Annotated in this window: 22 protein-coding genes, 1 pseudogene and 2 other annotated features (1 of these 25 running past the window's edge); of the genes and pseudogenes, 22 read left to right on the top strand and 1 reads right to left on the bottom strand. The window is 36.9% G+C overall.

The genetic code is table 11. The features are described 5' to 3' along the window. Positions 1-16, top strand: a binding site (T-box leader) (it extends 207 nt beyond the left edge of the window). Positions 17-54: 38 nt separating this feature from the next. The 5 genes and pseudogenes from GZH82_RS06635 (at position 55) to radC (ending at position 5,558) form a co-directional block, all read left to right on the top strand. Next, on the top strand, positions 55-2,685 hold the full coding sequence (locus GZH82_RS06635) for a valine--tRNA ligase (protein WP_162681816.1): 2,631 nt from the start codon (positions 55-57) through the stop codon (positions 2,683-2,685). A gap of 11 nt (positions 2,686-2,696) precedes the next feature. Then, positions 2,697-3,965, top strand: coding sequence for a bifunctional folylpolyglutamate synthase/dihydrofolate synthase (locus GZH82_RS06640; protein ID WP_162681817.1), 1,269 nt, complete (start codon positions 2,697-2,699; stop codon positions 3,963-3,965). A gap of 232 nt (positions 3,966-4,197) precedes the next feature. Beyond that, positions 4,198-4,353: pseudogene (locus tag GZH82_RS14270) on the top strand (prepilin peptidase); the annotation flags it as partial. 108 nt (positions 4,354-4,461) lie between these two features. Then, a complete protein-coding gene (locus tag GZH82_RS14275; RefSeq protein ID WP_238989707.1) occupies positions 4,462-4,878 on the top strand; it encodes a prepilin peptidase in 417 nt (138 codons plus the stop codon). After that, positions 4,875-5,558, top strand: a complete 684-nt coding sequence (radC, locus tag GZH82_RS06650) for a RadC family protein (protein WP_162681819.1) — start codon at positions 4,875-4,877, stop codon at positions 5,556-5,558. Before GZH82_RS14275 ends, radC begins: the two co-directional genes overlap by 4 nt. Before the next feature lie 351 nt (positions 5,559-5,909). Here the strand turns inward: radC and GZH82_RS13925 are convergent, their stop codons facing one another. Then, a complete protein-coding gene (locus tag GZH82_RS13925) occupies positions 5,910-6,059 on the bottom strand; it encodes a hypothetical protein (protein WP_203232861.1) in 150 nt (49 codons plus the stop codon). Positions 6,060-6,289: 230 nt separating this feature from the next. Between GZH82_RS13925 and GZH82_RS06655 the strand changes: the two genes are divergently transcribed. The 17 genes from GZH82_RS06655 to GZH82_RS06730 all read left to right on the top strand — a co-directional run bounded on the left by GZH82_RS06655 (position 6,290) and on the right by GZH82_RS06730 (position 20,952). Then, positions 6,290-6,766: a DUF4930 family protein gene (locus tag GZH82_RS06655; RefSeq protein WP_162681820.1), complete on the top strand. Its 477-nt coding sequence runs from the start codon at positions 6,290-6,292 to the stop codon at positions 6,764-6,766. An 85-nt stretch (positions 6,767-6,851) separates the two neighbouring features. Then, entirely contained in the window at positions 6,852-6,992 is a 141-nt protein-coding gene (locus GZH82_RS13930) for a hypothetical protein (protein WP_203232862.1), read from the top strand. 214 nt (positions 6,993-7,206) lie between these two features. Continuing rightward, positions 7,207-8,043, top strand: a complete 837-nt coding sequence (gene mreC / locus GZH82_RS06660; RefSeq protein WP_162681821.1) for a rod shape-determining protein MreC — start codon at positions 7,207-7,209, stop codon at positions 8,041-8,043. Continuing rightward, the gene (gene mreD / locus GZH82_RS06665) at positions 8,043-8,558 is read left to right on the top strand and encodes a rod shape-determining protein MreD (protein ID WP_162681822.1); all 516 of its coding nucleotides are present in this window, start codon (positions 8,043-8,045) and stop codon (positions 8,556-8,558) included. Before mreC ends, mreD begins: the two co-directional genes overlap by 1 nt. A 35-nt stretch (positions 8,559-8,593) precedes the next feature. Continuing rightward, positions 8,594-8,667, top strand: a sequence feature (ribosomal protein L21 leader region). Positions 8,668-8,678: 11 nt separating this feature from the next. After that, entirely contained in the window at positions 8,679-8,987 is a 309-nt protein-coding gene (rplU, locus tag GZH82_RS06670; RefSeq protein ID WP_014613714.1) for a 50S ribosomal protein L21, read from the top strand. Between the two features lie 2 nt (positions 8,988-8,989). Then, positions 8,990-9,310, top strand: coding sequence for a ribosomal-processing cysteine protease Prp (locus tag GZH82_RS06675; protein WP_162681823.1), 321 nt, complete (start codon positions 8,990-8,992; stop codon positions 9,308-9,310). A 10-nt stretch (positions 9,311-9,320) separates the two neighbouring features. After that, entirely contained in the window at positions 9,321-9,605 is a 285-nt protein-coding gene (gene rpmA / locus GZH82_RS06680) for a 50S ribosomal protein L27 (RefSeq protein WP_014613716.1), read from the top strand. Between the two features lie 128 nt (positions 9,606-9,733). Further along, positions 9,734-11,023 (top strand): GTPase ObgE, encoded by a 1,290-nt coding sequence (obgE, locus tag GZH82_RS06685; protein WP_162681824.1) that lies wholly within the window; start codon positions 9,734-9,736, stop codon positions 11,021-11,023. 27 nt (positions 11,024-11,050) lie between these two features. Continuing rightward, on the top strand, positions 11,051-11,494 hold the full coding sequence (locus tag GZH82_RS06690) for an ACT domain-containing protein (protein ID WP_162681825.1): 444 nt from the start codon (positions 11,051-11,053) through the stop codon (positions 11,492-11,494). A 13-nt stretch (positions 11,495-11,507) separates the two neighbouring features. Further along, a complete protein-coding gene (gene ruvA / locus GZH82_RS06695; protein WP_162681826.1) occupies positions 11,508-12,107 on the top strand; it encodes a Holliday junction branch migration protein RuvA in 600 nt (199 codons plus the stop codon). 13 nt (positions 12,108-12,120) lie between these two features. Then, on the top strand, positions 12,121-13,119 hold the full coding sequence (gene ruvB, locus GZH82_RS06700) for a Holliday junction branch migration DNA helicase RuvB (RefSeq protein WP_162681827.1): 999 nt from the start codon (positions 12,121-12,123) through the stop codon (positions 13,117-13,119). A gap of 17 nt (positions 13,120-13,136) precedes the next feature. After that, positions 13,137-14,162 (top strand): tRNA preQ1(34) S-adenosylmethionine ribosyltransferase-isomerase QueA, encoded by a 1,026-nt coding sequence (queA, locus tag GZH82_RS06705; protein ID WP_162681828.1) that lies wholly within the window; start codon positions 13,137-13,139, stop codon positions 14,160-14,162. Positions 14,163-14,179: 17 nt separating this feature from the next. Further along, the gene (gene tgt / locus GZH82_RS06710; RefSeq protein WP_162681829.1) at positions 14,180-15,319 is read left to right on the top strand and encodes a tRNA guanosine(34) transglycosylase Tgt; all 1,140 of its coding nucleotides are present in this window, start codon (positions 14,180-14,182) and stop codon (positions 15,317-15,319) included. 16 nt (positions 15,320-15,335) lie between these two features. Further along, a complete protein-coding gene (yajC, locus tag GZH82_RS06715; RefSeq protein ID WP_162681830.1) occupies positions 15,336-15,599 on the top strand; it encodes a preprotein translocase subunit YajC in 264 nt (87 codons plus the stop codon). Positions 15,600-15,740: 141 nt separating this feature from the next. After that, a complete protein-coding gene (secDF, locus tag GZH82_RS06720; protein ID WP_162681831.1) occupies positions 15,741-18,020 on the top strand; it encodes a protein translocase subunit SecDF in 2,280 nt (759 codons plus the stop codon). A 116-nt stretch (positions 18,021-18,136) separates the two neighbouring features. Beyond that, positions 18,137-20,422, top strand: coding sequence for a single-stranded-DNA-specific exonuclease RecJ (gene recJ, locus GZH82_RS06725; protein ID WP_162681832.1), 2,286 nt, complete (start codon positions 18,137-18,139; stop codon positions 20,420-20,422). Between the two features lie 11 nt (positions 20,423-20,433). Then, entirely contained in the window at positions 20,434-20,952 is a 519-nt protein-coding gene (locus tag GZH82_RS06730) for an adenine phosphoribosyltransferase (RefSeq protein ID WP_096545126.1), read from the top strand. Positions 20,953-21,104 lie beyond the last annotated feature (152 nt).

Raw genomic sequence — 21,104 nt, forward strand, 5'->3', positions numbered from 1 at the left:
AACATCCGTCCTATTTTGGACAGGTGTTTTTTTATTTTAATGGAGGGATTTTTAATGGAAATGAAACCGAAGTATAATCCGCAAGAAGTTGAAGCGGGTCGATATCAAAAATGGCTAGACCAAGAACTTTTTAAACCGAATGATCATTCAGATAAACCTACATATACAATTGTTATTCCACCACCGAATGTGACAGGGAAGTTGCATTTAGGTCATGCGTGGGATACGACATTACAAGATATTTTAACGCGTATGAAGCGAATGCAAGGCTATGAAACACTTTATTTGCCAGGTATGGACCATGCAGGTATCGCGACTCAAGCGAAAGTAGAAGCAAAAATGAGAGAAGAAGGTATCTCTCGTCACGATATTGGACGTGAAAAGTTCCTTGAAAAAGCATGGGAATGGAAAGAAGAGTATGCGTCATTTATTCGTCAACAATGGGCAAAGTTAGGCCTAGGTTTAGACTATTCTAGAGAGCGCTTTACATTGGATTCAGGTTTAAGTCAAGCTGTCCGTAAAGTTTTTGTTGATATGTATAACAAAGGGTTGATTTACCGTGGAGAACGTATCATTAACTGGGATCCAGCTGCGAGAACAGCACTTTCTGATATTGAAGTTGTTCATGAAGACGTAAATGGTAAGTTTTATCATTTTAAATATCCATTTGCTGACGGTGAAGGCTACATGGAAATTGCAACGACACGTCCTGAAACGATGCTAGGCGATACGGCGATTGTCGTGAATCCAGATGATGAGCGTTATCAAGATGTCATCGGTAAGACAGTCATTTTACCTATCGTCGGTCGTGAATTACCTATTATTGCAGATGACTATGTCGATAAAGAATTCGGTAGTGGTGCAATGAAAGTGACACCTGCACATGACCCGAATGACTTTGAAATTGGGAACCGTCATGATTTAGAACGTATTGTTGTAATGGATGAAACCGGTCGCATGAATGCTGAAGCCGGCAAGTATGAAGGTATGGATCGTTTTGAATGCCGTAAACAGCTTGTTAAAGACTTGTTAGAAGAAGGTTTAGTGATTAAAATCGATGACCATGTGCATTCAGTAGGCCACTCTGAACGTTCGGGCGCTGTTGTTGAGCCTTATTTGTCAACACAATGGTTCGTTAAAATGGCACCACTTGCAGAACAAGCATTAAATAATCAAAAAACAGATGGCCGTATCGAATTTGTACCACCACGTTTCGAAAAGACATTTAATCGTTGGATGGAAGAAATTCGTGACTGGACAATTTCAAGGCAGCTGTGGTGGGGACATCAAATTCCAGCATGGTACCATAATGAAACTGGAGAAATTTATGTAGGCGAAGAAGCACCTGCAGATATTGAAAATTGGACGCAAGATGAAGATGTATTAGATACGTGGTTCTCTAGTGCGTTGTGGCCATTTTCAACACTCGGTTGGCCAGATGAAGACGCAGCAGACTATCAACGTTTCTATCCAACGAATGTGTTAGTAACTGGCTACGACATTATTTTCTTCTGGGTTGCACGTATGATTTTCCAAGGTTTAGAGTTCACAGCTCAAAAACCATTTAACGACGTATTATTACATGGTTTAGTACGTGCTGAAGATGGTCGTAAAATGAGTAAATCGTTAGGTAACGGTGTGGACCCAATGGACGTCATTGATCAATATGGTGCAGACAGTCTTCGTTATTTCTTAGCAACAGGTTCTTCACCAGGTCATGATTTACGTTATTCAACTGAAAAAGTAGAATCAGTTTGGAACTTTATCAATAAAATTTGGAATGCAGCTCGATTTAGTTTAATGAATATTGGTGAGACATTCCAGTTTGAAGACATCGATTTATCTCAAAATCTATCAGTGGCAGATCAATGGATTCTAACACGCCTCAACGAAACAATAGAAACAGTTACACAACTGAGTGACAAATACGAGTTTGGCGAAGTGGGTCGTGTATTGTATAATTTCATCTGGGATGAGTTTTGTGATTGGTATATTGAAATGAGTAAAATTCCGATGAACGGTGATGATGAAGTACAGAAAAACGTAACACGCTCAGTGCTGAGTTACACTTTAGACCGCATGATGCGATTATTACATCCATTTATGCCATTCGTAACAGAACATATTTGGCAAAACTTGCCACATGAAGGTGAATCCATTGTGACGAGTGCGTGGCCGACAGTTAATAAAGCATTCAACTTTGAAGAGAGTAAAGATGTAATGGAACAGCTAGTTGAAATCATTAAATCCGTACGTCAGTCTCGTTTAGAAGTGAACACACCATTATCTAAAGAAATTCCGATTAAGATCAAAGCGAAAAACGAAAGAATCCAACAATTGTTGTTGACAAATCAACATTATTTAGAGCGATTCTGTAATCCGAGTGAACTCGAGATTGCTACTCAAATCGAAATTCCTGATAAAGCCATGACTTCTGTTGTCTCAGCGGGTGAAGTGATTTTGCCAATTGAAGGATTAATTGATATGGATAAAGAATTAGAACGTTTGGAAAAAGACTTAGAGAAATGGCAAAAAGAATTAGATCGTGTCAATAAAAAACTAGCAAATGAAAACTTTGTTAATAAAGCACCTGAAAAAATTATTAATGAAGAGAAAGAGAAACAAGTGAAATACCAAGAAAAATATGATGGTGTCAAAGCTAGAATTGAACAATTAAAAGCGTAGGAGTCTTAGTTATGAATTATCTAGACAGTTTATATTGGATACATGAAAGAACTAAATTCGGTATTAAGCCTGGCGTAAAGCGCATGGAATGGATGCTCGATAAACTTGGTAATCCACAACAGAATACCCAATCCATTCATGTCGGTGGGACGAATGGTAAAGGATCTACGGTTGTTTATTTACGTGAAGCTTTACTAAAAAATGATTATCAAGTGGGTACTTTTACGTCTCCATATATCGAAACATTTAATGAACGAATCAGTTTAAATGGTTTGCCAATTACAAACGAAGATATAGTAGCGCTAGTGGCTCGTGTGAAACCTGTCAGTGAAATGATGGAGGAACAAACTGAGTTAGGAGTTGCGACCGAATTTGAGATTATTACAACAATGATGTATCTCTATTTCGGCGAGCTTCATCCAGTTGATTTTGTTATTGTTGAAGCCGGATTAGGTGTCAAAAATGATTCTACAAATGTGATTCAGCCGTTGATGAGTATTTTGACAAGCATCGGTTTAGATCATACTGACATTCTTGGTCAAACGTATCTAGACATTGCTAAAGATAAAGCGGCAATTATTAAACCGCGTACGCCAATTGTTTATGCTGTTAAAAATGAAGAAGCATTGAAGTATTTTAGAGATACCGCTGAACGTTTAGATGCGAAAGCTTTAGAATTCGATCGCGATATTTTAATCAAATCAGAAGACGATGAATTTACATATCGTTATAAAGATTACGAATTAGAAAACTTAGCATTACACATGGTAGGCGAACACCAAAAAGAAAATGCAGCACTTGCTATTACTGCGTTAATCGAGTTGTATGAGCAAGAAAAAATTCAATTAGACTTCAACAAAATGATCGAAGGAATTGAACATGCTTATTGGACAGGTCGTATTGAACGTGTCTCTAAAGAACCGCTCATCATTATTGACGGCGCACATAATAAAGAAAGTGTTGACGCATTGGTGGATACGATTGAAAAGTATTATGATTTAGAAAAAGTAGATGTGCTATTTGCAGCGATTGAAGGAAAACCGATTCATCATATGTTAGATGCTTTCCAAAGTATTGCACAGCATATTTATGTTACAGGATTTGACTTTCCGAAAGCACTTCCTAAACAAACATTATATGATGAAATTGAATTTGGAGAGAAATCAATGGTTGATGATTACGTCTCATTTATAAACAACTATGATGGCGATGCATTGCTCATCACAGGTAGTCTTTATTTTATAAGTGAAGTTAAATCCAAAGTTGACTTTAATTCATAAAAATTGAACCACTTTGTATGTATTCCGAGAAATCGAGATACATATAAGGTGGTTTTTTATAATATACGGTTTTTTCGACGTATAACCTGTTTTTTGGCGATTTGACCCTTCACATGGATGGGCATATAATAAATGCATTCAATGAAATGTTGCTGTTGTGAATTAAAGTTTCGACGGCGTTGAGGAGGTGTCTGGGATGATTGTCGCCCTATTTATTGTAGGTAGTATTTTAATGAGTTTTTTACTGCAATTTGCTGATCATCCTTCATTAAGCATACGATATTGCCTACAAAGATCGAAGTGTCAAGTATGTCAGCATGAGTTAAAACTGCTCGATTTAGTACCTATCCTAAGTTATTGTAGGTTAAAGGGAAGGTGTCGTTATTGTCGACAACGCATTCCTATATCTCTACTTGTAGGTGAAGTTTTAGGTGGTTGCATCATTATTTATCCGCTATTACTTCCTGTGTACATTCCGCTCGAGACGTTTTATATCATGGCTTTACTATTACTGACGATTGCAATTGTTGATGTACGCACACAGTTAATCCTTCACAGATTCCTTTGTTTAATCTGCATTTTGTTAGTTACACTACATTCATCTTTCTATTTAGATGTGCCACACCTGTTACTTTGGGTTACTATTTTCTTGATAGGATTCATTCAACAAAATTATATTGGCATGGGTGATATTAAATTGTTCCTTATCGTCATTTTCTTCTTCCCTATACCGTTTTTACTCTTCTTTTTAGAACTCATCTTTCCAATAGGTTGTTTATTATTACCGTTTTCATTCATGTTTAATTGGATTCAACAACGCCGAGTGCCACTTGCGCCTGCTATTTTTGCCGCATTTGTAGTCGTTTCTACGACATATCCACAGTTGATTTCTTTTTATGGAGGATTTTTATGACACGTATTCAAGACTTATCATCCAATGAAAAACCAAAAGAGCGTCTTATTCAATTTGGTAGTCAAGCATTATCGAACACAGAATTACTTGCGATAATTATCAATACGGGGAGTAAAGGGTGTTCTAGCATACAAGTTGCTTCACATATTTTAGCGCAATGTCAGTCATTAACAGCCCTTCGAAATATGTCTTTAGTTGAATTAGAAAAGTTTGTCGGAATAGGGCGTAATAAGGCGACAACGTTACTCGCTGTATTCGAATTGTCACGTCGCTTAGCTGAGGATAAAAAGCAATATCTATCTGAACCTATTCATTCTCCAAGCCAAATTGCAGAACGCTATTATGCAAAATTCAAGGATTATGATCAAGAACATTTTGTCTTACTCATCTTAAATACGAAAAATCAAATTGTTCATGAACAAACACTCTTTATAGGAACGTTGAACAGTGCCATCATACATCCTAGAGAAGTGTTTAAAACAGCTTTGAAGTGGTCGGCTAATGCTATTATCGTGATTCATAACCATCCTTCAGGGGACGCAACACCATCAGAAGCGGATATTGAAACGACGAAACGGCTGATTGCATGTGGAGAGGCGATGGGGATTGAGTTATTAGATCATATTGTGATTGGAGAAGAATCGTATGTTTCAATTATGAGTGAAACAAATGAAGCGTAAAAAATAGTAAAGGGGAAAGGAGCATATTTTAATTTTTCAGCTTTGCTATGATAAACAAATACGATGATGTTGATTTTTAAAATCAATTAATATATTATGGGGCATAAAAATTTTATTATTTTCTCCATAATCAAAAGTTTGTTCTCATTGCTTCACGATTTTTGATATTGAATGACTCAAATGGGCGAAACTCCTGAGAACTTCCCATAGAATGCGAGCCATATGACGTCAATTGTGAAATTTAAAATGGTAATCAATGAGAATCATTTGAATAAAATATATTCATTTAGATAACTAAAAATTTTCATGCCCCAAAGCCCTCTATGAAGCGTTATCTTCTCGTTATCAAATTTAGTTCACAAACCATAAGAACAATTGGTAACCAAGATAAACAACTAATATCATCAAGCCGAGTCTAATTAAAAAGCTAATAATTGAAACGCTGACTCTAAATAGGACAACGGCAAGTAAAATCATGATAATTAATGCGATAATGTTCATTCATGTCACTCCTCGTATAATAAGTTTTAATTTCTAATTTATGAATCACCACCTTGACTTACCACCACAAGTCTTTATTTATATTGTAGTATTTTTATGAAACCAACACATCATTCTAAAGTTATATTTATCATGCTTCGGATGGATGCCTTTAAATATCTTATTCATTATAATATAACGTATAATGATAGGAGTAGTGTTGATGAGAGATAATATTAAGGAGGGCATTCATGCGGATAATTAAAAGTCTTGTTAAATTATTTATGATGATTGTATTACTCATTGCCCTCGTTTTTGCTATATTGAAGTTTGTACCTAATTTTAAAAATGAACCATGGAATCCTGTTGGAGATAAAGAAGTGTACCAAGTGACTGATGATGAAGGGTATCTCGTGCCGTTAAATGGACGGCGCTATATTCAAAGTGAAAACGACATTTTTAGAAATATACCTAAAAGTCAGATGAGAAATGTATTTAACTGGATTGATAAATATGAATTTATGCAAGTCAATGAAATGACACGTATGGGATATAATCAAGAATTTTTAATTGCAGAACGAGATACACAGTTTATTTTGTATCGTTTTGGCGATGATAGTATGCGCGTCTATACAACAGAACACGATCTTTACTATGACCTTAATCAACTTGGCGCATCCATTCATATGAAGCCTATAAGTGAATATCAACAAGATGACGATGAATAATTGGTTGTTGAGGTGTACGGCTTGAGATAACGTTTTTGATAAGTTAGGCTATGGATGAGACAGATTATTGAGAGGTGATTTTGCGATGTCTGATAACCATCAAGCGCAACAAAGTAACGAGCAGTTAAAAGCTCAAAAATTATTTGCGAAATGGCGTAAAGATGAAACGTTGTATAAAGAAGATGAAGAAAAATCTCATGCACAACAGTCGGAAGAATCATCATAAGAGATAGATTGAAGCGGGATAGATGGCTTAACGTGGAATAGCTATTTCTATCTCGCTTTTTTGATTTCATCATCATCCGTGCCACATTGATACGAGGTTAATACGTTCCTACAGATATTTATGAATATTGTACAGCATGGGACTTTATTTACTTTCCAGAGTAATATAAAATAATAACAGTACATACATTGAAATATAATTTGAGGTGTTGAGGTTGTCCAATTTTTTTAAAAACAACAAACTTGTTGTGTTGTTTTGTGCATTAATACTATTTATCGCTTTAATTGGATTATCAATTCGTTCGCACTCACAATCAGTTGCTGAACAGTATGTCAGTGATACCACTTCTTTTGGACAGAGGGTTTTCTCTTATCCAATTCATTTTATTGCTGGTTCAATTACGGACATTTTTCATAAGACTGAAAAGCCGACGAATAAAGAAAAACAATTAGAAGCTGAAAATGAACGTCTTAAATCAGAAAATAAAAGTCTCAAAAAAGAATTAGATATGAGCGATATTTCTGAATATGAACCCATTACTGCAGCTGTCATAGCGCGACAACCTGATCAATGGTTAAATACGATTGTCATTGATAAAGGGAAAAAATCTGGCATCAAAGAAAACATGGCAGTAATGACAGCAGATGGTTTAGTCGGCCGTGTCGCAAAAGTGAATCAATTTTCATCTCAAATTCATTTAATCACAACTAAAGGGCGCACAAATCGCCTATCTGTTAACGTACAACATGATGGGCATGAGGTTTTTGGTTTAATTGATCATTTCGATGAGAAAACGAACCATCTCATTATTAGTGATATTGATAATAATGAAGATATTAAAGCCGGAGACAAAGTCGTGACGAGTGGCTTAGGCGATCAGTTACCTAAAGGGCTTTACATAGGAGAAGTGAAAAAAGTTCAAAATGATCAATACGGTTTGTCTAAACAAGTTGCGATTGAAACAGGTGCGAATATTAATCATTTTGATCACGTTTATATTGCAAAGAGAGATCCTAAAACGATTGTTAATGATGAGGGTGACGGCTCATAATGAAATCTATTTACTATATTCTCGTTGCGATACTCATGTTCTATTTGGATACCGTTTTAACTTTCTTATCACCGATTATGATAGGGGGGCATCGCTTCATTTTAGTGCCCCATCTCGTGTTTTTATTTTTAGTGTTGATTACGGTTTATAAAAAAACCAGTATCGCTTTAATTCTCGGTGTATTATTAGGCACAGTTCACGATTTGTTTTTTGGACAGATTTATGGTGTCTATCTATTTGGTTATATCGTATCAATGTTATTTGCTGATAAGTTTTTAAAAGTATTTTTTCGTGATCATGTGATGGTCTATGTGATGACGTTGATTGGTGTGGTTTTTCTAGAAGTTTTTGTCGTTATGCTTTATTTGATTGTCGGCTTAGTTGAGTTCAATCTCATTCAATTTATCGTATTTCGTATATTGCCGACATTATTACTCAATGCGATTTTACTTACATTCCTTTACTTCGCTGCAAACTATTTTTTAAATCCTACACGTTCTATTGACACGAAGTAAAACGAATGGTATGATGCAATAGTTGAGTAGTTCATAGCTACATACAACCGCTCAAACATAGGTTTTAAGTACACTTTGTCACCTATGTATGGCGTGACTTATAATTAGGAGGTGCAAAGTATGTTTGCTATTATTGAAACAGGTGGAAAACAAATCAAAGTAGAAGAAGGTCAAGAGATTTTCGTTGAGAAATTAGACGTAAACGAAGGTGACACTTTCACTTTTGATAAAGTTTTATTTGTTGGTGGAGACAACGTTAAAGTTGGCGCGCCTACAGTTGAGGGTGCTACAGTTACTGCAACTGTTAACAAACAAGGTCGTGGTAAGAAAATCACTGTTTTCACTTACCGTCGACGTAAAGACTCTAAACGTAAAAAAGGCCATCGTCAACCTTACACTAAATTAACAATCGACAAGATTAATGCATAATCATGATTAATGTTGATATTAAGTTAAACGACGAAGGTCAAATTACAGATATCATTATGGATGGTCACGCAGAATATGGTGAACACGGTCAAGATATTGTTTGTGCAGGTGCATCAGCAGTTGTTTTTGGTAGTGTGAATGCCATTATAGGCTTAACTTCTGAACGTCCAGATATTGATTATTCTGAAGATGGTGGGTATTTTCATGTGAGAGTTGTCGATACAAATAACGAACAGGCTCAGTTAATACTCCAATCATTACTTATTTCTTTACAAACAATTGAAGAAGAATATAATGAGTATATTAAATTAAATCTGAAGTGAGGTGTAACTCATGCTAAAATTAAACCTACAATTTTTCGCATCGAAAAAAGGGGTGAGTTCTACTAAGAACGGTCGTGATTCTGAATCTAAACGTTTAGGTGCTAAACGTGCTGACGGTCAATTCGTTACTGGTGGTTCTATCTTATTCCGTCAACGTGGAACTAAGATTTACCCAGGTGAAAATGTTGGTCGTGGTGGCGATGATACATTATTCGCTAAAATCGACGGCGTTGTTAAATTCGAACGTAAAGGTCGAGACAAAAAACAAGTTTCTGTTTATGCAGTTGCTGAATAATTTGTCAATCTTTGACACCAGAAGGTAACTTCTGGTGTTTATTTTTTATATTAAACGAACCTATCGTTATATCATATCACGTGATAGGTACGTATCATTAAAGAAATTAAAGTAAAAGAGGTGAAAACATGTTTGTCGATCAAGTAAAAATATCATTGAAAGCTGGTGATGGCGGTAATGGTATCACAGCATACCGTCGTGAAAAATATGTCCCATTTGGTGGGCCAGCTGGCGGTGATGGTGGACGTGGGGCTTCAGTCGTGTTTGAAGTGGATGAAGGCTTGCGTACATTAATGGATTTTAGATATCAACGTCATTTTAAAGCTAAAAAAGGTGACAATGGGCAAAGTAGTAACATGCATGGTAAAAATGCTGAGGATCTCGTTTTAAAAGTACCACCAGGAACGATTATTAAAGATGTTGAGACTGGTCAAACGCTAGCTGATCTCGTTGAACATGGTCAAAGTGCGGTTGTTGCTAAAGGTGGACGTGGTGGACGTGGAAATTCTCGTTTCGCGACACCTAAAAATCCTGCTCCTGATTTTAGTGAGAACGGTGAGCCAGGTGAAGAGATTGAAGTGACATTAGAGCTTAAATTGTTGGCAGATGTTGGATTGGTCGGTTTTCCAAGTGTGGGTAAATCTACATTATTATCAATCGTTTCTAAAGCGAGACCTAAAATTGGCGCGTATCATTTTACTACGATTCAACCGAACCTAGGTGTAGTGGAAACACGTGACCAACGTAGCTTCGTCATGGCTGATTTACCGGGGTTAATTGAAGGTGCCTCTGAAGGTATAGGATTGGGTCATCAATTTTTAAGACATGTGGAACGTACAAAAGTCATTGTTCATGTTATTGATATGAGTGGCATGGAAGGGCGTGACCCATATGAAGACTACCAAATTATCAATCATGAGCTTAAAGCATATGCGCAACGATTAGAAGATCGTCCACAAATCGTTGTTGCTAATAAAATGGATATGCCAGATGCTGAAGCACAACTCGAAATGTTTAAAGAGCAACTTAATGATGAGACGGCAACTATTGTACCGATTTCGTCTTATACGCGAGAAAATATTGATCAATTGCTCTATGAAATTGCAAATACACTTGAAGAAGTAAAAGATGTTGATTTCTCAGGGAAAGAAGAGGTCGGCGTCAACCGTGTCCTTTATAAACATACACCGTCTCAAGATAAGTTTACAATTACACGTGATGACGATGGCGCATATGTCGTAAGTGGTAATGCAATTGAACGTATGTTTAAAATGACTGACTTTAACAGTGAACCAGCGATTCGTCGTTTTGCGAGACAAATGCGCTCAATGGGGATTGATGATGCATTGAGAGAACGTGGCGCTGAAAACGGAGATATTGTACGTATTCTAGGTGGAGAATTTGAATTTGTCGAATAATATTGAGAGTGGAGGTTGCGATGGTAGATGAAACATCAATTTTATATTATTCGTGAAGATGTGTTGCCCTATGTTGTGAAACGTGTGTTACAAGTGAAATCCTCTTTAAAAGCAGATCAATCACTCACGATTCAAGAAGCTGTAGATATGCATGATTGTTCACGTAGTGCGTTTTACAAATATAGAGATACTATATTTCCGTTAGCAGATGTTCAGCAACAGACCGAAGTTTTTACGATTATTTTATTTGTGACAGATAAAGTGGGTATATTAGCTCAAATACTCGAAAAACTTTCTGAATTAAACCTTTCTGTATTAACGATTCATCAAAGTGTCCCTACTGACCAAAAAGCATCAATTACGTTATCTTTAGACGGTCGAAATGCCAAGTGGGGGCCGTATCAAATCATTAATGAACTGCGCCAAATGGAAAATGTATATAACGTAGACATTATTGGAATGAACATGTAAGGAGTGCTATTGAATGTATGCATATATTTCTGGAAAATTAACAGCACTATATCCGACTCATATCGTCGTTGAAACGACATCTGGTATAGGGTATGAAATTCAAACACCAAACTCATATCGCTTTCAAAAACATTTAGAGCAAACAGTGAAAGTGTATACTTCGCTCATTGTACGTGAAGATGCGCAATTGCTTTATGGTTTCATTGATCAAGAAGAAAAAGATATGTTTTTAAGTTTGATTAAAGTGACAGGGATAGGTCCTAAGTCGGCGTTAGCCATATTAGCAGCAAGTTCGCCAAATGACGTGAAACGTGCAATTGAAAATGAAAATGATGCCTATTTAACGCAATTTCCAGGTATCGGTAAAAAGACTGCCCGTCAAATTGTACTCGATCTGAAAGGTAAAGTAGTTGTCTCAGAAGAAGTGAGTGAAGGGTTATTAGATATAGCGACAGAACAATATAATCATGCCGTACAAGAAGCTTTACTTGCGTTAGAGGCGTTAGGGTATTCTAAACGTGAACTGAAAAAAGTTGAAAAAGCGATGCAACAACAAACATTTAGTGATGTCGACGAAGCTGTTAAATATGGCTTAAAACAATTGATTTCATAAAGAGGTGAGGTAAATGAATCGAGACCGAATGATGGATGGACATGAGCAAGTAGATGAACACACATTTGAATTGTCATTAAGACCTGAGCGTTTAAGACAATACATAGGTCAGTCTGCAATTAAGTCAAACCTTGATGTGTTTATACAAGCTGCTAAAATTCGTGAGGAGCCATTAGATCACGTCTTGCTTTTTGGCCCACCTGGTTTAGGTAAAACCACTTTGTCACACATTATTGCAAATGAAATGGATGTCAATTTGCGTACTGTTTCCGGTCCGTCGATTGAACGCCCAGGTGATTTAGCTGCAATTTTAACAGGTCTGCAACCCGGTGATGTCCTTTTTATTGATGAAATTCATCGTTTAAGTAGTGTTGTTGAAGAAGTGCTTTATCCAGCGATGGAAGACTTTTTCTTAGATATCATAGTAGGTAAAGGAGAAGAAGCGAGAAGTATTCGTATTGACTTGCCTCCATTTACTTTAGTAGGTGCAACGACACGTGCCGGTAGTTTAACGAGTCCATTGCGTGATCGTTTTGGCGTGCATTTAAGGCTTGAATATTATACTGAAGAAGAATTAACACAAATTATTATACGAACAGCAGAAGTATTAGGAACAGCCATTGATGAAGAAAGTGCCATAGAAATTGCGAAAAGAAGTCGTGGGACACCGCGTATTGCCAATCGTCTGCTGAAACGTATTCGAGATTTTCAGCAAGTCAAACAAGACGATATGATTTATATTGAGACGACAAAGCATGCATTGAAACTACTTCAAGTGGACGATGAAGGATTGGATTATATCGATCACAAAATGATGGCTTGTATTATTGAACAATATCGTGGCGGCCCAGTGGGATTAGATACGATTGCTGTTTCAATAGGTGAGGAACGTGTAACGATTGAAGATGTTTATGAACCATTTCTCATACAAAAAGGATTTTTAGAGCGTACCCCTAGAGGCCGAAAAGCGACACCTTATGCGTACGAACACTTTAAATATATGAGCCAATAAGTGAAGGAGTCATTATTTTGAACATAGAAGAATTTGATTATGAATTACCAGAATCACTCATCGCCCAAACCCCTCTTAAACAGCGTGATCAAAGTCGTTTGTTGTATTTGAATCGCGAGACTGGGGAGACAGAGGATTTACATTTCAAGGATATTACGCGTTTTTTCAAAACTGGAGATACGTTGGTACTAAATGATACACGTGTGATGCCAGCGCGTTTATTTGGCATTAAAGAAGAAACGAATGCCAAAGTAGAAATGTTAATGTTGACGCAAATTGAAGGTGATGATTGGGAGGTCCTTTTAAAACCTGCGAAACGTATTAAACTAGGACAAACACTGAGTTTTGGGGAAGGCAAAATTAAAGCAACTTGTATTAAAGAATTGGATCAAGGTGGACGTGTGATGCGTTTAAGTTATGAAGGGATTTTACAAGAGCGCTTAGATGAACTTGGTGAAATGCCATTGCCTCCATATATTAAGGAACGTTTAGATGAAAAGGATCGCTATCAAACGGTTTATGCTAAAGCAGCAGGTTCAGCAGCTGCCCCGACAGCTGGTCTTCACTTTACAGATGCCTTATTAGAAGACATTCGAAATCAAGGGGTTCAAATTGCATTTGTGACGTTACATGTCGGTTTAGGAACGTTTAGACCTGTCAGTGTCGATAATATCGGTGATCACGAAATGCATAGTGAATATTATCAAATGTCACAAGAAACTGCCGACATTTTAAATGAAACGAAAGCATCAGGGCATCGTATTATTTCTGTTGGAACGACTTCAACACGAACGCTTGAGACGATTCGGACACAATTTGATACATTCAAAGAGACAAGTGGTTGGACAGATATTTTTATTTATCCTGGATTTGAATTTAAAGCGATAGATGGTTTGATTACGAACTTCCACTTACCGAAATCGACGTTAGTTATGCTTGTTTCGGCGTTTAGTTCACGTCAATTTGTGTTATCAGCTTATCGTCATGCCGTTGCTGAAAAGTATCGATTTTTTAGCTTCGGTGATGCGATGATTATTATTTAGTTTGAGAGGAGAATATGATGCCTGCAGTAACATATGAGCATATTAAAACTTGTAAACAGTCGGGTGCACGTTTAGGGATTGTGCATACCCCTCATGGTTCATTTGAAACGCCAATGTTTATGCCAGTTGGAACAAAGGCAACGGTTAAAACAATGAGCCCTGAAGAATTAAAACAAATGAACACTAAAATTTTATTAGGGAATACGTATCATCTATGGTTACAACCTGGTAATGATATTGTGAAAAAAGCTGGAGGGTTACACAAGTTCATGAACTGGGATGGCCCTATTTTAACAGATTCAGGTGGCTTCCAAGTGTTCAGTTTAAGTAACTTGCGTAAAATTACAGAAGAAGGTGTAGAATTCCGCCATCATACAAATGGTTCAAAATTATTTCTATCACCTGAAGATTCTATTAAAATTCAAAATGATTTAGGTTCGGATATAATTATGGCATTTGATGAATGTCCGCCGATGCCTGCTGGATATGATTATGTGAAAAACTCATTAGAACGTACAACACGATGGGCAGAGCGTTGTTTAGTTGCACATCAACGTCCTGATGACCAAGCTTTATTTGGTATTATTCAAGGTGGCGAATATAAGGATTTACGTCAACAATCTGCCGAAGAACTTGTAAAACTTGATTTTCCTGGTTATGCGATTGGCGGATTGTCTGTTGGAGAACCGAAACCTGTCATGTACGAAATGGTAGAACATACGGAGCAGTTTATGCCGAAAGATAAACCGCGCTATTTAATGGGCGTTGGTTCACCGGATGCATTGATTGAATGTAGTATTCGCGGTATGGATATGTTTGACTGTGTACTGCCTACACGTATTGCACGTAATGGGACATGTATGACATCAACAGGGCGACTTGTTGTAAAAAATGCACAATTTAAAGATGATTTCCGTCCTTTAGATGAAAATTGTGATTGTTATACATGTCAGAACTATACGCGTGCATACTTGCGACACTTGATTAAAGCAGATGAAACGTTTGGTATTCGTCTTACTACTTACCATAATCTGCATTTTCTGTTAAAATTAATGGAGAACATTAGACAGGCTATTCGAGAAGACCGTCTTTTAGATTTTAAAGAGGAATTTTTCGAACAATATGGTCTGAATGTTGATAATCCGAAAAATTTCTAGATAGGAGTTATGATTTATGTCTTCACTTATTAGTTTATTGCCATTAGTATTACTGTTTGTAGTGATGTGGTTCTTTATGATTCGTCCACAACAAAAACGTGCGAAAGCGCATCGCCAAATGGTTGAACAATTACAAGCAGGTCAACGTGTGACTACAATCGGCGGCATCAAAGGTACAGTTCGTGCAGTAGATGAAACATCAGCGGTTATTACTGTAAACGGTAAAGGTACAGAATTGACTTTTGAAAAGCAAGCCATCAAGCAAGTTGACCCATCATAATCATTGATTGTATCCATAAGTTTTCATACAATAAAGGACATGGCTTAACACCATGTCTTTTTTATTGGTTGCTCAAAATGACTTGCACTAATCGGAATATTTCAAGTATGCTTGTGACATAAGATTAAATGAGGTGTTCATGTGAAAAAAGTAAGTAGACTGATTGCCTTTATATTACTTGTAGTACTCTTGTTTGCGGGCATGGGTGCGACATACAAAAGCGTAATCAAAAATGTTAACTTAGGACTTGACCTTCAAGGTGGATTTGAAGTGTTGTACCAAGTTAATCCACTTGAAGATGGTGACAAAATTGATAACACCGCAGTACAATCGACAGCTAAAACGTTAGAGCGTCGTGTCAATGTTCTCGGGGTATCAGAACCTAAAATTCAAGTTGAAGATCAAAACCGTATCCGCGTTCAGTTAGCAGGGGTGCAAGACCAAAACCAAGCGCGTAAAATTTTATCTTCACAAGCGAACTTAACGATTCGTGATGCAGATGACAAAGTTTTATTAACTGGTAAAGATCTTGTGCAAGGTTCGGCTAAGCAAGAGTTTAAACAAAACACGAATCAACCCGCTGTTACTTTCAAATTAAAAGACAGTGATAAGTTTAAAAAAGTAACAGAAGAAATTTCTAAAAAACAAGAAAATGTGATGGTCGTTTGGTTAGACTTCGAAAAAGGCGACAGTTATGAAAAAGAAAAAACAAAAGAAGATCCTAAATTTATTTCTGCTGCTTCTGTAAACCAACCGATCAATTCTACTAACGTTGAAATTTCTGGTGGATTCCAAGGTGAAAAAGGTATTTCTGAAGCGAAACAAATTGCTGACTTATTAAATTCAGGTTCACTTCCTGTAGAATTAAAAGAAATTTACTCAACATCAGTGGGTGCGCAATTTGGACAAGATGCTTTAGATAAAACAATTCATGCTTCTATGATTGGTATCGGCATTATTTTCTTATTTATGTTGCTATTCTATCGCTTACCAGGTATTGTTGCTGTGATTACGTTAACGACGTACGTATACTTAACAATGGTTGCATTTAACTTTATTTCTGGTGTGCTCACATTACCAGGTTTAGCCGCACTCGTTCTTGGTGTCGGTATGGCCGTCGATGCAAACATCATTATGTACGAACGGATTAAAGACGAAATTCGCATCGGTCGCACATTAAAGCAAGCGTATAAAAAAGCAAATAAGAGTTCGTTTATCACAATTTTCGATGCCAACTTAACAACTGTGTTAGCGGCAGCTGTACTCTTCTTCTTTGGAGAAAGTTCAGTAAAAGGGTTCGCTACTATGTTATTACTTGCGATTCTGATGAGTTTCGTGACAGCTGTATTTTTAACACGTATTTTATTATCACTCATTGTACATTCAAATGTCTTTAAGAAAAAATTATGGTGGTTTGGTGTTAAACAATCACAAATCCATGATATTAATAAAGGTTATGATGTGCATGAATTAAGTACGCCGTATGATAAAGCGGATTTCGTGAAATGGGCAAAACCGTTATTCGCTCTGAGTGGCGTCGTTATTTTAGCTGGTGTGATCATTCTTGCTATATTCAAGTTGAACTTAGGAATTGATTTCACATCAGGTACACGTGTTGACATACAAAGTAATCAAAAATTGACACAAGCACAAGTTGAAAAAACGATGGAATCCATTGATCTTAAACCAAATCAACTTTCTATCGGTGGTAGCAACAACGAAAATGCTTCAATGCAATTTAAACGTGACTTGAATAAAGATGAAGTGGCAAAAGTAACAGATACATTGAAATCGCAATATGGTAAAGAACCGTCAGTCAATACGGTTTCACCAGTCATTGGACAAGAATTAGCGAAAAATGCCATGTTAGCCGTACTTATCGCTTCAATCGGCATGATTATTTACATTTCGTTACGTTTCGAATGGCGTATGGGTATTGCCTCTATCATTTCACTGTTACACGATGCATTTATGATTATTGCAGTCTTTAGTTTGTTCAGACTAGAGGTTGACATTACGTTCATTGCAGCGGTACTGACGATTATCGGTTATTCGATCAATGATACAATTGTAACGTTTGACCGTGTACGTGAGATGTTATCGAAAATAAAAGTGATTACGAAAGAAGAACAAATTGACTACATTGTAAATAGTTCCATTCGCCAAACATTGACGCGTTCGATTAATACGGTGTTGACAGTAGTCATCGTGGTCATCGCCTTACTCGTGTTGGGTGCGTCTAGTATTTTCAACTTCTCACTCGCGCTGTTAATCGGACTATTATCTGGTGTATATTCCTCAATCATTATTGCCGTACCATTATGGGGCATGTTGAAGAAACGTGAATTACGTAAATCACCGCATCACAAACTTGTCGTGTATAAACGTAAACGTACGAACGAAGAAAAAGTATTAGTATAGATTTCACACATTTTACAAAGAGGGGTTAAGACTGATTAGATGTCTTAGCCTCTCATTCTTTTTATTTTGGTAGATTTTCGATATAATACTGTGTGTAGAAAGTGGCGGTGAATGATATGATAAAATCTAAATTTCAATGGCAAACCGATACAAATCATCAATCGATGGACGACGCATTGGTTGATCAATATAAATTAACCCCTTTGATGCGCTATATTTTAGAAAGTAAAGGCTATACTGAGTCAGCACAGCTCGCACAAATATTAGCGACATCTAAAGAGAATATGTATGATCCAAGTTTGATGAGTGATATGGATAAAGCCGTTGAACGTATACATACAGCGATTCAAAATCAAGAAAAAATATTAGTGTACGGTGATTATGATGCAGATGGTGTGACGTCTACAACGATTATGGTCAAGACACTTCAGCAACTCGGGGCGATCGTCGGTTGGTATATTCCAAACCGTTTCACTGAAGGCTACGGTCCGAGTGAGCCCGCGTTTAAAAATGCGTATGATGAAGGTGTTTCTCTCATCATTACGGTAGATAATGGCATTCAAGGTCATGCAGAAATCGAAATGGTCCAAAATCTAGGTGTTGATGTGATTGTGACTGACCACCATGAAATAGGCGATACATTACCAGTGGCGTATGCGATTGTTCATCCGATGCATCCGGATTATGACTATCCTTTTTATAGTCTGTGTGGTGCCGGTGTAGCACTGAAATTAGCTCAAAGTTTGCTTGGGGATGTTCCGAATGTATTTTGGATTTATGCGATGATTGGTACCATTGCGGATCTTGTTTCATTAACAGATGAAAATCGTTTTATTGTTAAACATGGGTTGAAATTATTGAATGAAAGTCCACCTGCTTCAATTGCAGCCATACTCATTCAAGCGCAATTTAATGATACAGTTACGGAAGAGACGATTGGCTTTATCGTTGGGCCGAGATTAAATGCTGTAGGACGGTTAGACGATGCGACACTTGCTGCAGAATTACTCATGACAGACGATGAAGACGAAGCACTCTTTTTAGCTGAACAGGTCGAACATTTCAATGTTGAACGTAAAGATATTGTACAAAAGATTGTTGATGAAGCTATGGTAATGGCTGAAGATGCAGTCCAAGCGGGCGAACACTTTTTAGTTCTCGCAAAAGAAAATTGGCATGAAGGGGTCCTTGGTATCGTTGCCTCAAGAATAGTCGAAACTTTCCATTTACCAACAATGGTATTAAATATTGACCACGCGCAACAACATGCGAAAGGCTCTTCACGTAGTATTACACAAGTATCAATGTTTGAAGCATTAACATCACAACAAACATTGATTTCTAAATTTGGTGGGCACCATATGGCAGCAGGTTTAACGTTACCTATCGACCAAATCTCCGCGTTACGTGAAGGATTAAACACCTGGATGAGCACGCACATTGATACAACCGCAATACAACCGATTCAAAAAGTGGATGTCACTGTAGATGTTGGACACATTACGGTAGAACAAATCCAGTCGATTGAGCGTTTACGACCGTTTGGGACAGATTTTAAGCGACCGATCATTCAAGTTAATGGTCTGACTGTGCTACAAAGTAAAGGTATTGGGCAACAACAAGCACACTTAAAAATGACCTTTATCGAACAAAATTTACAAGCGTTATTTTGGAATCAAGGTGCGTTATCAAGTGAGTTAATGCCTTACCAACATGTCGATGTGACTGGTGAACTTCAGATTAATGAGTGGAACGGTAATCGTACAGCACAAATGGTTTTAACAGATATGAAAAGTAATGAGCGTCAAATTTTAGATTATCGTAGTAAAAATAAACGTTTGCCTGTATTTGATGATGATCAACACGTCTGTTATTTAATCCACCCGAATCAAGATAAAGCATCACCGCATGAATATTACTACGGTGAAAACGTTCCACAACAGTATGATAAATGTGTGATGCGTGACTTGCCTTTAACAATTGAAGATATTAAGTTATCTTGTCATTATTTAAATACATCCCAAGTTTATTTAGTGTTTCAACATGAACGTTCGATTTATTTTGAAGGCTTACCACAGCATGCAGATTTTAAAAATTGTTATAAAGCGTTGTATCAAAAAGGACAAACCGATTTACAAAAAGACGGGGTTGCTTTAAGTCAATTTATTAACGTTAAGCCGATGATGCTCAAATTTATTTTAAAGGTTTTTCTTGAACTTGGAATCATTTCTCAAAAAAATGGTATAATCGAGATTGTGCATTCAACAGATAAACAACACATTACTTCTAGCCGTGTTTATCAAGCACGTGTACAGCGGATTGAGGTAGAAAAACAGTTACTCTATGAAGAATTTGGCGCCATTAAGTCTTGGATAGAAAATGAACTGGCACGGAATGAATGAGGAGGATTTTAATGGATTTAAAACAATATGTATCAGAAGTAAAAGATTGGCCGAAAGCAGGGGTTAATTTTAAAGATATTACAACAATTATGGATAACGGTGAAGCATACGGTTATGCGACAGATCAAATCGTTAAGTTTGCGAAAGAAAAAAATGTGGATATCGTTGTTGGACCGGAAGCCCGTGGTTTTATTATCGGTTGCCCAGTTGCCTATGCGATGGGAATTGGATTTGCACCTGTACGTAAAGAAGGAAAATTACCACGTGAAGTCATTCGTTATGAATATGACTTAGAGTACGGTAGCAATGTATTAACGATGCATGCTGATGCGATTAAACCTGGTCAACGTGTCTTAATTACAGATGATTTATTAGCGACAGGTGGAACAATTGAAGCGGCGATTAATCTAGTTGAAAAGCAAGGCGGTATTGTTGCAGGTATTGCATTTATTATTGAGCTTGCATATTTAAATGGTATGGAAAAAATTAAAGATTATGATGTAATGTGCTTAATTAAGTATGACGAATAATCGTTAATATGATGAAACAGCTTCATGCCGTGATGTGTGGAGTTGTTTTTATTTATAATGAGATGATTCAGATTGTGTAACATTTGAAGGTATGCTGTGAAGCCATTTTTTAAATGCCTCAACTTGCATGATATTGTGTTGTTCTATTTCTC

Origin of the sequence: Staphylococcus sp. MI 10-1553 (assembly GCF_010365305.1) — a bacterium.
In the GTDB taxonomy this organism is placed as follows: domain Bacteria; phylum Bacillota; class Bacilli; order Staphylococcales; family Staphylococcaceae; genus Staphylococcus.